The 13,802-nt window shown below is 65.3% G+C and carries 13 protein-coding genes; 8 read left to right on the top strand and 5 right to left on the bottom strand.

Features of this window, described 5'->3' with window-relative positions; translation table 11 throughout:
* Positions 1 to 14: 14 nt before the first annotated feature.
* The 6 genes from Q8S60_RS17620 (at position 15) to Q8S60_RS17645 (ending at position 5,003) form a co-directional block, all read left to right on the top strand.
* The gene (locus Q8S60_RS17620; protein ID WP_305278404.1) at positions 15 to 917 is read left to right on the top strand and encodes a branched-chain amino acid ABC transporter permease; all 903 of its coding nucleotides are present in this window, start codon (positions 15 to 17) and stop codon (positions 915 to 917) included.
* A complete protein-coding gene (locus Q8S60_RS17625; protein ID WP_305278403.1) occupies positions 914 to 1,867 on the top strand; it encodes a branched-chain amino acid ABC transporter permease in 954 nt (317 codons plus the stop codon). Before Q8S60_RS17620 ends, Q8S60_RS17625 begins: the two co-directional genes overlap by 4 nt.
* Positions 1,864 to 2,607: an ABC transporter ATP-binding protein gene (locus tag Q8S60_RS17630; RefSeq protein WP_305278402.1), complete on the top strand. Its 744-nt coding sequence runs from the start codon at positions 1,864 to 1,866 to the stop codon at positions 2,605 to 2,607. The genes Q8S60_RS17625 and Q8S60_RS17630 overlap by 4 nt, the downstream gene beginning before the upstream one ends.
* Positions 2,607 to 3,467 (top strand): ABC transporter ATP-binding protein, encoded by an 861-nt coding sequence (locus Q8S60_RS17635; protein WP_305278401.1) that lies wholly within the window; start codon positions 2,607 to 2,609, stop codon positions 3,465 to 3,467. Before Q8S60_RS17630 ends, Q8S60_RS17635 begins: the two co-directional genes overlap by 1 nt.
* A 117-nt stretch (positions 3,468 to 3,584) precedes the next feature.
* Positions 3,585 to 4,370, top strand: coding sequence for a PepSY domain-containing protein (locus tag Q8S60_RS17640; RefSeq protein ID WP_305278400.1), 786 nt, complete (start codon positions 3,585 to 3,587; stop codon positions 4,368 to 4,370).
* A gap of 189 nt (positions 4,371 to 4,559) precedes the next feature.
* Positions 4,560 to 5,003 (top strand): hypothetical protein, encoded by a 444-nt coding sequence (locus Q8S60_RS17645; protein WP_305278399.1) that lies wholly within the window; start codon positions 4,560 to 4,562, stop codon positions 5,001 to 5,003.
* Between the two features lie 51 nt (positions 5,004 to 5,054).
* Here the strand turns inward: Q8S60_RS17645 and Q8S60_RS17650 are convergent, their stop codons facing one another.
* Complete coding sequence (locus tag Q8S60_RS17650; protein ID WP_305278398.1) at positions 5,055 to 6,605, bottom strand: acyl-CoA carboxylase subunit beta; 1,551 nt, start codon at positions 6,603 to 6,605, stop codon at positions 5,055 to 5,057.
* A 56-nt stretch (positions 6,606 to 6,661) separates the two neighbouring features.
* Complete coding sequence (locus Q8S60_RS17655; RefSeq protein ID WP_305668752.1) at positions 6,662 to 8,218, bottom strand: acyl-CoA carboxylase subunit beta; 1,557 nt, start codon at positions 8,216 to 8,218, stop codon at positions 6,662 to 6,664.
* 127 nt (positions 8,219 to 8,345) lie between these two features.
* Between Q8S60_RS17655 and Q8S60_RS17660 the strand changes: the two genes are divergently transcribed.
* Positions 8,346 to 8,726, top strand: a complete 381-nt coding sequence (locus Q8S60_RS17660; RefSeq protein WP_305278396.1) for an SCP2 sterol-binding domain-containing protein — start codon at positions 8,346 to 8,348, stop codon at positions 8,724 to 8,726.
* Positions 8,723 to 9,670, top strand: a complete 948-nt coding sequence (locus tag Q8S60_RS17665) for an alpha/beta hydrolase (protein WP_305278395.1) — start codon at positions 8,723 to 8,725, stop codon at positions 9,668 to 9,670. The genes Q8S60_RS17660 and Q8S60_RS17665 overlap by 4 nt, the downstream gene beginning before the upstream one ends.
* Positions 9,671 to 9,709: 39 nt before the next feature.
* Here Q8S60_RS17665 and hisN read toward each other — a convergent pair whose 3' ends face one another.
* The 3 genes from hisN to typA all read right to left on the bottom strand — a co-directional run bounded on the left by hisN (position 9,710) and on the right by typA (position 13,696).
* Positions 9,710 to 10,519 carry a histidinol-phosphatase gene (gene hisN, locus Q8S60_RS17670; RefSeq protein WP_305278394.1) on the bottom strand — a complete coding sequence of 270 codons (810 nt, stop codon included), beginning with the start codon at positions 10,517 to 10,519 and terminating at the stop codon, positions 9,710 to 9,712.
* A gap of 176 nt (positions 10,520 to 10,695) precedes the next feature.
* Complete coding sequence (locus Q8S60_RS17675; protein ID WP_305668753.1) at positions 10,696 to 11,700, bottom strand: amidohydrolase; 1,005 nt, start codon at positions 11,698 to 11,700, stop codon at positions 10,696 to 10,698.
* Positions 11,701 to 11,851: 151 nt separating this feature from the next.
* Entirely contained in the window at positions 11,852 to 13,696 is a 1,845-nt protein-coding gene (gene typA, locus Q8S60_RS17680; RefSeq protein ID WP_305278392.1) for a translational GTPase TypA, read from the bottom strand.
* Between the last annotated feature and the right edge of the window lie 106 nt (positions 13,697 to 13,802).

Consider the following 13,802-nt stretch of genomic DNA (forward strand, 5'->3'; position numbering starts at 1 on the left):
GGGAACAGAAATTCGTGCTCGATAATCTGCTGCTTTTCTTTCAGTACCCGCCGCTTGCCATCGACGTCATTCTGAACGGGCTGCTCATCGGTGCGATCTTCGCGCTTGCCGCCTACGGCATGGCACTGGTCTGGGGCGTGCTCAATATCGTCAATGTCGTGCAGGGCGAACTTGTGGTGTTGGGCGGCTATGTGACATTCCTGCTCGTCCAGTCGGGCATGCCGCCACTTCTTGGCCTGCCTGTCTCGGCCGTCGTCATGTTCTGCGTCGGCTGGCTCATCTACCGTGCCGTCATCTTCCGCGTGGTGGACAAGGACATCTTCATTTCCATCCTCGCCACCTTCGGCCTTTCGATCCTGATCCAGCAGCTTGCGAATTTGCTTTTCGGCTCGGAGGTGCGCACGGTCGATGCCGAACTCGGTTCGCTCCATCTGCTCGGCGGCACGGTCACGCTCGCCTGGATCAAGATCCTCGCCTTCGGTCTGGCGCTGGTCGCGGGGGCCGTGCTCTGGCTCTTCCTCCGTCATGCGCGGCTCGGCCAGGCCATCCGCGCAACCGCGCAGAACCCGCGTGCCGCGCGTATCCTCGGCATCGACACGGACCGCGTCTACGCCATGACCTATGCGCTCAATGCGGCGCTGTGCGGCGCGGCGGGCAGCCTTGCCGTCATGGCCTGGACCATCCATCCCTATGTCGGGCTCCCTTATACCGTTCGCTCCTTCATGGTGGTGGTCGTCGCCGGCGTCGGCAATGTCGCGGGGGTGATTGCGGCGGGTCTCGGCCTCGGCGCGCTTGAAAATGCGGCGGGCTTCATCTTCGGCGTCGAATTCCAGATCGCCTTCGTCTTCGCGCTGATGGTAGCCATTCTCGTCTGGCGCAATGCGCGCGCGGCGCGCAAGCGGAGCCATCTCCAATGAGCCGCGTCAACGACTGGCACATCATGGCCGCGCTGGCGCTCTTCGGCATCGCGGCACCCTTTCTCCTGCCCGGTCTCGTCACGCAGCTTGCCTTTCTCTGGCTCATGGTCGTCTTCGCGCTCACATGGGACATGCTGGGCGGCCGCATGGGCTACAACTCGTTCGGCAACATCGTCTTCTTCGGTATCGGCTGCTACGCCGCCGCCGTTCTGCAGCGCGATGCGGGGCTTCCCTATTTTGAGGGGCTGGCGCTCGGCCTTGCGGTTGGCGCGGTGCTTGCCGTTCTCGCCGCGATCGTGTTCGGCGCTGCCCTGCTCGGCATCCGCGGGCATTATTTCGCCATCGGCACGCTCGGTCTCGGCATCGCGGCGGGGGAGATCGCCAGCGGCTGGCGCTATGTCGGCGCGGGTTCTGGCCTCGCGCTGCCGCTTTATCCCGGTGATCTCGGCTCGCGCGAATTCTTCTTCTGCTATTCGCTGTTCGCGCTCGCCGCCCTCTGCTTTCTCACCTGCCGCTGGCTCTACGGCACGCGCTTCGGCCTCGCGCTCAACGCCATTCGCGACGATCAGGACAAGGCGGATGCGATGGGGCTTCGCACGACGCGGATCAAGATTTTCGCGTGGAGTGTGTCGGCCTTCTTCCTCGGCATTTCGGGCGGCCTTGCCGCCAACATGATCGGCTTCATCGACCCGCGCGACGTCGCCTTCGCGGGCGCGACATTCGGCGTCTGGATGGTTCTGATGGCCATCCTCGGCGGCAAGGGCACGCTCTGGGGTCCGGTCCTCGGCGCCTTCGTGTTCCATGTCACGCAGGAACTCTTCTGGACCTATCTTCTCGGCTGGCAGCGCGTGGCGCTCGGGCTTCTCATCGTTGTCATCGTCGTCTTCTTTCCGCAGGGCATCATGGGCTGGCTGGCTGAAAGGCGCGAGCGGCGGGGGACGGCGGCATGAGCGCCCTTCTCGAAGTTCGTGGCGTCACCAAGCGGTTCGGCGGCGTGGTCGCGAACGAAAGCGTCTCGCTCCGCGTCGAGAAGGGCGAGATCGCGGGTCTCATCGGACCGAACGGTTCGGGCAAGACCACTCTCTTCGGCTGCATCACCGGCACGCATGCCGTCGACGGCGGCGATATTTTATTCGAGGGCCAGCCGATTGCGCATCTTCGCACCGCGCCCATCGCGCGGCGCGGCCTCATCCGCACCTGGCAGCAGACGCGCATCTATGACGACATGACCTGCGCCGAGAATATGGCGATCAGCGCGCGCGAAGCACATGGCGGCCTTGTCGCGCTGCTCCGTCCCGTGCCGGCCGCGACGACGCGGCGCGGCGACGATCTTCTCGCCTTTGTAGGCCTTCACGAGAAGCGCGCCGAGCGGGCGGGCCGTCTCAGCTTCGGCCAGCAGAAGCTTCTCGAATTCGCCATGGCGCTGATGAACGAGCCGAAGCTCCTGCTTCTCGACGAACCGACGGCCGGCATCAACCCGACGCTCATCAACGGCCTTATCGACAGGCTCCGCCGCGCCAATACCGAGCTCGGCGTGACGCTCCTCGTCATCGAGCACAATATGCGCGTCATCATGAACCTCGCCCATCGCATCACCTGTCTCGCGCATGGCCGTGTCCTCTCCGAGGGCACACCGGACGAAATCCGCGACGACAGGCGCGTGCTCGACGCCTATCTCGGAGCGGCGTGATGGCGGACGAACCGAAAAGCCTCGCGGGCGGCTATGGCGAAGGTACGGTCGGCACCGTTCTTTCGGTCGGCGATGTCGCGCGCGAAGCCGAAGCGATGGCACGCGCCGTACCGCGCGAGGAAATACTTTCATTGGCGAAGGGCGAGCCCTCCGTCGTCATCGAGGGCCTGCATGCCGGCTACGGCGCCATGGAAATCCTGCACGGCATCGACCTCGCGGTCGGCAAAGGGCAGAGCCTCTGCCTCGTCGGGCCGAACGGTGCCGGCAAATCAACGATCCTCCATTCGATCTTCGGTTTCACGAAAATCCTCTCGGGCCGCATCCTCGCCTCCGGCCGCGACGTGACGAAGCTCACGCCGAGCGAAAAGCTCCGCGATGCAGGCATCGCCTATATCCTGCAGGACAACTCGGTCTTCCCCGACATGACGGTGGAGGAGAACCTGTTGATGGGCGGTTATCTTCTCGCCGATAATGCGAAGGCTCACGAGGCGGCGGAGCGCGTCTTCGCGCATTACGACCGCCTCGCGACGCGCCGCCGCGAGCGCGCGGGCGTTCTGTCCGGCGGCGAGCGCCGTCTTCTCGAAATCAGCCGTGCGCTCATCATGGAGCCGCAGGTGCTGCTGGTCGACGAGCCCAGCATCGGCCTCGAACCGCGCATGATCGATATGGTGTTCGACATTCTGCGCGAGCTGCAGCAGCAGCAGGGCAAGACGATCCTGATGGTCGAGCAGAATGCCCGGCGCGGGCTCGACTTCGCCGACATAGGCTATGTGCTGGTCGCGGGCCGGGTCGCGCTGGCGGGCGAGGGCGCCACGCTGCTCGAAAATCCCGATGTCGGGCGGCTTTTTCTCGGCGGCTGACGAATTTTCTCCAAATGAACCGTTTGTGAACGGAGGTTCCAGCCTCGGTTCAGCCGCGCCGCGTCATTCTCCGTCTCAAGGATCGGAAAGCCGGTCCTTTTGCCAAGGAGACAGATCATGAAAAAGGCACTCGCACTCACCGGACTGGCCTTCGCTCTTTTCGCCGTGCCCGTCGCGGCGCAGGCGGATGTCCGTTCCGGCATCACCATCAATGTCGGCACCGCCAAGGCTGTTCCCGCCGCCGTTTCCTCGCCGGCCTGGCGCTACGGCGCCGACTACAGCGACTACCGCGTGCATCAGGGCCGGATCATGCCACTCACCAATGTCGTGCGCGAACTCGAGCGCAAGTCCGGTGCCACCGTTACCGACATCAAGCTCAGCCGCGACAAGCGCTTCTACGAATTCGAAGGCGTGACGCAGCGCGGCTTCGTCGTGACCGCGAAGGCCAGCGCCGCCACCGGCGCCGTCGGCGGTATCACGGTCCAGAACTACAAGCCCCGCTACGATGCCCGCGCGATGAGCATCACGCCGCTGCTCAATACGCTGCGGAACAAGGGCTATCACAGCTTCGACCTCGTGAGCCTCAAGGAAGAAAAGGGCATCTATCAGGTGCGCGGTCTCGACCGGCGCGGCAATCCGGTCATGATCCGCGCCGCCGCCCGCAACGGCCAGGTCCTCTCCACGCGCAACGCGCCCGGCTATAACGGCCCGTCCTACGCCCGCGCCGAATATCGCGACTTCGGCTACTGGCAGAAGGGCCTGACGCAGCAGAAATATTCGGGCTTCTCCAACATCGTCGCCTATGACGACTACTATGCGGTGAGGGCCCGGGACGGGCGCGGCCGCCCGGTCAACCTCTCGGTCTGCGCCTTCACGGGCAAGGTGCTCGACGCGCGCTACTGAGCGGCTGCGGTTACGGAAAGCATGGCAGGGCTCCGCCTTCGGGCGGGGCCTTTCGCCTTTCGGAATGGCGGGTTTCCGCCCTTCAACATGAATGCCAGATGAACGGAGCCGCCATTCGCCATTCAGTTGCGGCGGTTCATTCTTGTTTTTCGGGGCACAAATCGGAATGGTTACTTGAAGGACAGTGCGATGAAACGGTTCCTTGTTCTGGCCGGCCTTGCCACATCCCTCGGCCTCGCGGTGCCCGTCGCGGCGCAAGCGGCGACGATCGCTCCGGCTGTCGGCGTGCAAGGCGGTGTCCAGCTTCAGCTCGCAGGCGGCAAGCACGGGCATGGCGGCTATCACGGTCATCATGGCGGGCCGCGCTACCACCACAAGCCCCCTCCGCCGCGCCACTATTACCGGCCGCCGCCGGTCGTCCACCACCACTATCACCCCGCGCCCCGGCCATGGGCCTATTGGCAGCCTTATGTGGTGCGGTATCACTACCACTCGTTCGGACCGCCGGTTTACTACACCGGCCATCCCTATTACGGCGATTACTACCGCGTGCGCGCCCGCGACCGGCACAATGTGGCGGTGTGGCTCGGCATCAGCGCCATCACCGGCGCGATCCTTTTCTCGACCTATTGATCGAGGGAGAGGGGAGAAGGAGAGGCCCCGCCCCGGCGGGGCCTCTCTGTCTTACGGGCGATAGGGAATGCGCGCGCGTCCCGGCGTGCGGAGCGGCGCCGCGAGATTGGCGAATTCGCAAAGCAGCGGCCGCGTGTCGCGCGGGTCGATGATTTCCTCGATGTTGAAATGCTCCGCCGAGCGGAAAGGCGAGCGGATGCGGTTCATGCGCTCGTTGATTTCGGCGAGCAGCGCCGCCGGGTCGTCCGATTTTTCGAGGTCCGCCTTGAAAGCCGCCTCGATGCCGCCTTCGAGCGGCAGCGAGCCCCAGTCGCCGGACGGCCAGGCGTAGCGGTAATGCAGCCGGTTCGCATTCATATGCGCCGCGCCGGCGACGCCGAAGGCCTTGCGCACCACGATCGAACACCACGGCACGCTCGCCTGGTAGACCGCCGCCAGCGCCTTCGCGCCGTGGCGGATGGTGCCTGCCTTTTCGGAGTCGATGCCGACAAGGAAGCCCGGAATGTCAACGAAGTGGACTACCGGCAAATGGAACGTCTCGGCGAGGTCCACGAAGCGCGTGATCTTGTGCGAGGCTTCCGCCGTCCATGCGCCGCCATAGATGTTCGGGTCCGACGCCATGATGGCGACCGGCCAGCCGTCGAACCGTGCGAGCCCCGTGATGACGGAGCGGCCATGCAGCTTGCCCATTTCCATGAACGAGCCCGCGTCGACCACCGCCTCCACGATCTTCCGCATCTTGTAGACCTTGCGGCGGTCATGCGGCACCGACTCGATCAGCATCTCCTCCTTGCGGTTCACATCGTCGGTGGCTTCGCCGCGCGGCGGCAGCTCATGCACGGAAGAGGGCAGGTAGGAGAGGAACTTCCGCGCTACGTCGAAAGCTTCGTCCTCCGATTTCACGATCACGTCGACGGCGCCCGCGCGCGCATGGATGTCGCTGCCGCCGAGGCTTTCCTTGGTGAACTGCTCGCCGCCGAGCCGGTTCACCACGGGCGGCCCCGCGATGAACATCTGCGACACTTCCTTCACCATCACGGAAAAGTGGCTCGTCACGGCGCGCGCCGCGCCGAGCCCCGCCACGGGGCCGAGCGCGAGCGCCACCACCGGCACCTGCGAGAGATTGTCCACCACCCATTCCCAGCCGGGATTGGCCGGCACATAGGTGAAGCCCATGTCGTCCAGCGATTTCACCGAGCCGCCGCCGCCCGTGCCTTCGATCAGGCGCACCAGCGGCAGGCGCAACTCATTCGCCATCTGCTCGGCCATGATCTGCTTTTCGCGGATCGATGCGTCGGAGGCGCCGCCGCGCACCGTGAAGTCGTCACCGCCGACGACCACCGTGCGGCCGTCGATCTTTCCACGGCCCATCACGAAGTTCGCGGGCATGAAACCAGTGAGATTTCCGTCGGCGTCATACGTCGCCTTGCCGGCCGTCGCGCCGATCTCGTGAAAGCTCCCTTCGTCCAGCAGCCGGTCGATGCGTTCGCGCACCGTCAGGCGGCCGTTTTCCTTCTGCCGCGCGACTTTCTCCTCGCCGCCCATCTTCTTCGCCAGCGCCTCGCGCAGGCGAAGCTCCTCGATTTCCTTCTCCCAGGACATGCACGTCTCCCATTTGTCGGCAGGTTCTCCTGCCTGTTCTGAATTCGTCGGCGGCGTCAGGGCCGCATCGTCGTCATGAAGGGACCGAGCGCCACGGCGCGGCGCGGTTCCACCCAGTCGAGCCAGTCGCAAAGCCGTGCGCGCGTTTCGCGCGGGTCGATCAGTTCATGCACGGAAAAGCCTTCGGCGCGCGGAAAGGGCGATTGCCCGGCGGCGAGCTTTTCCTCCAGTTCGGCGCGCAACGCATCCGGGTCCGCCGCTTCCGCGATCTGCCGCGCGAAGGCGACCGCGACGCCGCCTTCGACGGGAAGCGCACCCGTCACCGCGCTCGGCCATGACAGCACGAAGCCGTCCGGTCCGAAATGTGCCGCGCCCGCCACGCCGAATACCTTGTGCACAATCACGCTCGCCCAGGGCACGCGGCTCTGCATCACGGCGGCGATGGCGGACGTGCCGTGGCGGATGGTCGCCGCCTTTTCGGATGCCGAACCGATCATGAAGCCCGGCTCGTCCACAAAGGAAACGATCGGCAGGTGGAACGTGTTGCACATGTCGGAGAAGCGCCGGAGTTTCTGCGCCGCCGCCGCGGTCATCGCGCCTGCATAGAAACTGCAGTCGTTCGCGATCACGCCGACGCCGATGCCGTTGAGCCGCGCGAGCCCCGTGATGAGCGATGGGCCGAAGCGCTTCGTCATTTCGAAGAAGCTGCCTTCGTCCATCACCGCCTTCAGGATTTTCCGCATGTTGAAGGGCTTGCGGCGTTCCCTCGGCACGATGTCGCGCAGCGCTTCCTCGGCGCGGTCGCGGGGGTCGGTGCAGTCGATGCGCGGCGGCAATTGCCAGACATTGTCGGGGAGGTAGGAGAGAAAGCGCGCGATCTCCGCCAGCGCATCGTCTTCCGTCTTCGTCACATTGTCGATGACGCCGGAGCGCGAATGTACGTCCGATCCGCCAAGTTCCTCCTTGGTGAGGTTCTCGTCGAGCGCGCGGGCAACGATCTTCGGCCCCGCGATCAGCACCTGCGCATCTTCCACCATCACCGAGAAATGCGAGGCGACGAGACGGGCCGCCGGCATTCCCGCCACGGGCCCGAGTGCCGCCGTCGCCACCGGCACTTCGCCCAGCACCTGCCCGATGGAGCGGAAGCGCGGTTCGGCGAAGACGGGATCGCCGAGCGGCCGGGCCTTCCCCTTGCCGGCGGAGCCCGCCACGCTGCCGCCGCCGCCTTCGTGAAGCCGCACCAGCGGCACCTTGTAGGTGAGGGCCAGTTCCTCGGCATAGATGCTCTTGCGCAGGCCCGCCGGGTTGGGCGAACCGCCCTTCAGCGTGAAATCCTCGCCGCCGATCGCCACGCGCCGCCCGTTCACGGTCGCGAAGCCGAGCACGTAATTCGCCGGCTCGAAATCGACGAGATTGCCCTCCTCGTCGAAATGAGGCACGCCCGCGCCTTCGCCGAGTTCGCGGAAACTGCCCTTGTCGGCCAGCGCGGCGATGCGTTCGCGCACGGTCAGGCGGCCTTTCTCGTGCTGCCGCTTTACGGCCTCCTCGCCGCCCTGGCGCCTGGCCAGCGCGCGGCGGCGCCTGATTTCGTCCGTTTCCTTTTCCCAGCTCATCTGCCGGCGGTCCTCCCCGTCTCGCGAAGCCCCGAAACCCTAAAGGAAATCCCCCCGGCGCCAAAGCTCTGTTGGGCGCCCTGCGGAGGGTGATATGCTGCGGAAAAGAAAACGGGAAGAAGCGCATATGGCGGAAAAGAAAAAGCAGGCGGTGCCTACCAGCCTCGCTGCACAAGCGGAAGACGAGATCGAGGCGCTGATCCGTGCCGCGCTCACGCCCGATGTCTCGCTCGGCGCGAAGCTCAAATTCGCGCATGAAGGCGCGGGCGTGATCTTCATCGACGGCACGAAGACGCCGAACGAGGTCCATCGCCGCGACGAACCGGCGGATTGCACGGTCCATATCGATCCGGTTCTCAACCTCGCGATTTTCCAGCAACGCGCCGACCGGAACGAGGCATTCCGGCAGGGCCGCATCCGCATCGTCGGCGATGTCCATGTCGTCGGCCTGTTGCGGCCGATCATGCTGCGCCAGTCGAATGCGACCGAAGACGGGTTCCGCGAATGACGGCGCCCATTGTTCTCGTGCCCGGCAATCCGATGCCCGAAGGCGGCGAGGCGCGCTGGCTTCTCACGAATGAGGGCGTGCGGCTTCGCGTCTTCACTTGGCCGGGCGCGCGGGAGGGGCGGGGCACCGTCTTTCTCTTCGGCGGCCGCACGGAATTCGTCGAGAAATATTTCGAGACCGTGGGCGAGTTGCGCGAGCGCGGCTTTGCCGTCGTCAGTTTCGACTGGCGTGGGCAGGGCCTGTCGGACCGCATGCTCCCTGACGGACGCAAGGGCCATATCGACGATTTCGCCACCTTCGATGGCGACCTTGCACTCCTCATGTCGGAAGTCGCGCCGGCCTTTCCGAAGCCCTGGGTTGCGCTCGCCCATTCGATGGGCGGACAAATCCTCATCCGTGCCGCGCATGACCACCCGGAATGGTTCTCGCGCCTTGCCTTCTCCGCGCCGATGCTCGGACTGCGTTTCAGCCGCACGGCCGAGCGCGCCATCCGCGCCCTTGTCGCCGCGCTTCATGCGGCGGGTCTTGCCGGGCGTTATGTGCCGGGCGGAAAGCCGAAGGCGGCCGACGAAACGCCCTTCGAGGAAAATATTCTGACCAGCGACGAAAAACGCTATGCGCTGCTGCAATCTCTCGTCCGGGCGGAGCCGAAGCTCGGTCTCGGCGGCGCCACGGTCGGCTGGCTCCGCGCCGCCTTCCGCTCCATCGACGCGACGTCGGCGCCCTTATATCTCGCGGATATAAAAGCGCCGATCCTCATTTGCCAGGCTGAACGCGATGCGCTCATCGCGGCTTCGGCACTTCGCCACGCGGCGACCCATCTACCCGCCTGCGACCTCGTCCCCATCGCGGATGCGAAACACGAAATCCTGATCGAACGCGATCCCGCCCGCGCCGCCTTCTGGCAAGCCTTCGACAGGTTCATGGGAATCTCGGCACAGTAAAATATCCCACCCTCCCCTCGGGGAGGGTGAGAAGAGACTTCAGCCTTGCGCCGCGCCCCTCAAAATCTTCAGCGCCGCCTCGTGCAGTTCCGGCGTCGCCGCCGCCACCACTTGTCCGCCCATTTGCGGATCGCCGCCCGTCCAGTTCGTCACCACGCCGCCGGCATTCTCGATCACGGGGATGAGCGCCTGGATGTCGTAGGGCTGCAGGCTCGACTCGACCACGAGGTCGAGCGTCCCCGCCGCGACGAGACAGTAGAAATAGCAGTCGCCGCCGAAGCGCCTGAGCTTCACCTTCGAGGAGAGGTCGCGAAAGGCCGCCTTCTCCGCGTCCACCTTGAACATGCCGGGATCGGTATTGCCGAGCAGCGCGTCCTCGAGCTTCGTGCAGGTGCTCGTCCTGATCGGCATGGTGCCTTGCGGTCCGATCAGCTCGCTGCCGCCCGGCCTGCCGATGAAGCGTTCGCCGATATAGGGCTGGTCCATCAGGCCGATCACGGGGCGCGTGCCGTCGTTCAGCGCGATCAGCGTGCCCCAGAGCGGTACGCCCGAGATGAAGCTCCGCGTGCCGTCGATGGGATCGAGCACCCAGGTAAGCCCGCTGGTGCCGGCATGTTGCCCGTGCTCCTCGCCCAGGATGCCGTGATCGGGATAGCGCTCCATGATGAGCTTGCGGATCGCCGCTTCGCCGTCGCGGTCCGCCGCCGTCACCGGATCGAACTTGAAATGCCCGTCCTTGTGATCGACCGCGAGGCCCGAGCGGAAATGCGGCAGCGTCACGGCGGCCGCCGCGTCCGCCAGTTCGAGCGCGAATGTCGCGAGTTCGTCGATTTTCTGGGGAGAGAGCATGGACAAGACTTTCGGTGATGAGCGTTCTTTCTAGCGGGTTTGGGCAATCCCCCTCAAGCGTCATTGCGAGGAGCGGCTATGCCGCGACGAAGCAATCCAGGGCGTCAGATACGGAGCAGGCGGCCCCTGGATTGCTTCGGCCCTGCGGGCATCGCAATGACGTATGAAGAAAACATTCAGGCCAGCCGATAAACCCGCGCCGCCGTATCGTGAAACAACGCTGCCTTTTCCGCCGCGCTCATGTCCTTCGCGATCTTCTTGAAGGCGTTCCACAAGACGCCGTAGGAGCAGGAGAGCTTGTCCACGGGGAAGTTTCTCTCGAACATGCAGCGCTCCGGCCCGAAGACGTCGATGGAATGGAGATACCAGTCGCGCGTCGCTGCCACGAGTTCGTCCGAGGTCGGGGGGAGGTCGCGCTTGTGCCAGCCGAAGCCGTTCACCGCCATGTTGATGCCGCCGAGCTTCGCCACCACGTTCGGGCAGGAAGCGAGTTCCGCCACGTCCTTTTTCCATTGCGTGAAAATCTCGGCCCGCTTGCCCTCGTATGGTCCGATGCCGATGGGCCCGCCGAAATGATCGAAGACGATCGTCGTTTCGGGATGCGCGCGCGCCAGCGCCGTCAGCTCGGGAATTTGCGTGTGATAGAGCCAGGCGTCGAAGCTGAGCCCGTATTTCGCCAGCCGCGCATAGCCCTCGCGGAATGCGGGCAGGCCCAGCAGCCCCTTCGGCGGCAGCGTATGCGAGGCGCGCACATCCGGGCTGTCGTCGAAGGCCGAGGCATGGCGGATGCCGCGGAAGCGCTCCGGCGCCACGGCCATATGCGCCTCCAGCACCTCGTCCACCGCATTGCCGAGGCGCAAATCGGCAAAGCCGACGATCGCCGCCGCCACGCGCGTCTCGCCATATTGACCGCTCGCCGATTTGGCGGCGATGCCGTTCACATATTCCGTCTCACCGACGGGCTTCAGCGCGTCGGGGCCGCCCGCGCGATACATCGACTTGCACTCGACAAAGACGGTCGCGCGGATGTTGTGGCCCTGCGCGACATCCGCCGTCAGCTCGTCGAGTTCATAGCGCGAGCCCGGATGGTCCCAGAGGTGGTGATGCGGGTCGATGATGGGAAGCGCCGGCTCCAGCGCCTCTTCCCTCACCTTTGCCAGCCATTCGGGATTGCCCGCCATTGTTCACTCCTCCCTCGGTTTCTTTCGGGAGAGAGTGGCATCGGGGGAGAGGCGAGGCAAATGCGAGGTGAGCGAACTCAATCCAGAGACGTCATGGCCCGCATAAAGCGGGCCATGACACATTTGATTTGATTGGTTGCGGCGAGGCGCCTTACCCCGCGCGCGCGTAACGCTTGCGGTCGTTCGGGTCGAGCCAGCGTTTGCGCAGGCGGATCGACTTCGGCGTCACTTCCACCAGCTCGTCGCCCTCGATATAGGCAATCGCCTGTTCGAGCGTCAGCGGCCGGGGCGGCGTCAGGCGGACGGCTTCGTCCTTCGACGTCGTGCGGATGTTGGTGAGCTGCTTCGCCTTCAGCGGGTTCACGTCGAGATCGTCGGGGCGCGCATTCTCGCCGATGATCATGCCGCGATAGACCTTCTCGCCGGGCGAGATGAAGAGCGTGCCGCGTTCCTCGATGTACCAGAGGCCGTAGGGCACCGCGTCGCCGTCGCCTGTCGAGATCAGCACGCCGTTGCGCCGTCCCTCGATTTCACCGCGATAGGGCTCGTAGGCGTGGAAGATGCGGTTCATGACGCCCGTGCCGCGCGTGTCGGTGAGGAATTCGCCGTGATAGCCGATGAGGCCGCGCGACGGGCAATGGAAGATGATGCGCGTCTTGCCGGCGCCGGTCGGGCGCATGTCGACGAGTTCGCCCTTGCGGCTCGACATCTTCTCGATGACGACGCCGGTAAACTCGTCGTCCACGTCGATGGTCGCTTCCTCGACGGGTTCGAGGCGCTTGCCGTCCGCGTCTTCGCGGTAGAGCACGCGCGGGCGCGAGATGCCGAGTTCGAAGCCTTCGCGGCGCATCTGTTCGATGAGCACGCCGAGCTGCAATTCGCCGCGTCCGGCAACGTCGAAGGCGTCGCCGCCTTCGCTGTCGCTCACGCGGATGGCGACGTTCGATTCCGCCTCGCGCATCAGGCGGTCGCGGATCACGCGCGACTGGACCTTGCTGCCTTCGCGGCCCGCCAGCGGGCTGTCGTTGATCGAAACGGTGATGGAGAGCGTCGGCGGATCGATCGGCAGCGCCTTCAGCGGCTCCGTCACGGAAGCGTCGCAGATCGTGTCGGCGACGGTGCCCTGCGTCAGGCCGGCGATCGCGACGATGTCGCCCGCGCTTGCTTCCTCGACGGGAATGCGCTGGATGCCGCGGAAGGCGAGCACCTTGCTGATGCGGCCCTTTTCGACGACGCCGCTTTCCGTGCGCAGCACCTGCACGTTCATGTTGGTCTTGACCGTGCCTTTCTCGATCTTGCCGGTCAGGATGCGGCCGAGATAGGGGTCGCTTTCGATGGTCGTCACCAGCATCGCGAAGGGCTCGTTCTGCGAGCCGTCCGTCAGCGCGGCGGGAGCGTGGAAATGCGTCAGGATCTTCGCGAAGAGCGGCTTCAGGCCGTTGTCCTTCGCGTCCGGCGCGTTCAGGTCCTCGGTCGCCCAGCCCTGGCGGGCGGAGGCGAAGATGCAGGGGAAGTCGAGCTGTTCGTCCGTCGCGCCAAGGGCCGCGAAAAGGTCGAAGGCTTCGATATGGACTTCCTCGGGGCGGCCGTCGGGGCGGTCCACCTTGTTGATGAGCACGATGGGGCGCAGCCCCAGCGCCAGCGCCTTCGAGGTCACGAATTTCGTCTGCGGCAGCGGGCCTTCGGCCGCGTCCACCAGCAGCACGACGCCGTCCACCATCGAGAGGATGCGTTCCACCTCGCCGCCGAAGTCGGCATGGCCAGGCGTATCGATGATGTTGATGCGCGTGTGCACGCCGTCCTGCACCCAGTCGACGCTTGTCGGCTTGGCGAGAATGGTGATGCCGCGCTCCTTCTCGAGGTCGTTCGAGTCCATGACCCGTTCGACGAGCTGCTGGTTCTCGCGGAAGGTGCCGGACTGGCGAAGCAACTGATCGACCAGCGTCGTCTTCCCATGGTCGACATGGGCGATGATCGCGATATTCCGAATGGACATGTAACCGCCGGGTAAAAAAGGCGGCCTGCCGCACGACAACCGGAAGCGTGCGGGGGCGGCCAAAAATGTGCCGCCTTATAGCCCGGAAGTCCCCCCGCCACAAGGA

The sequence above is a fragment of the Parvibaculum sp. genome (genome assembly GCF_030694575.1).
Classification (GTDB): domain Bacteria; phylum Pseudomonadota; class Alphaproteobacteria; order Parvibaculales; family Parvibaculaceae; genus Parvibaculum.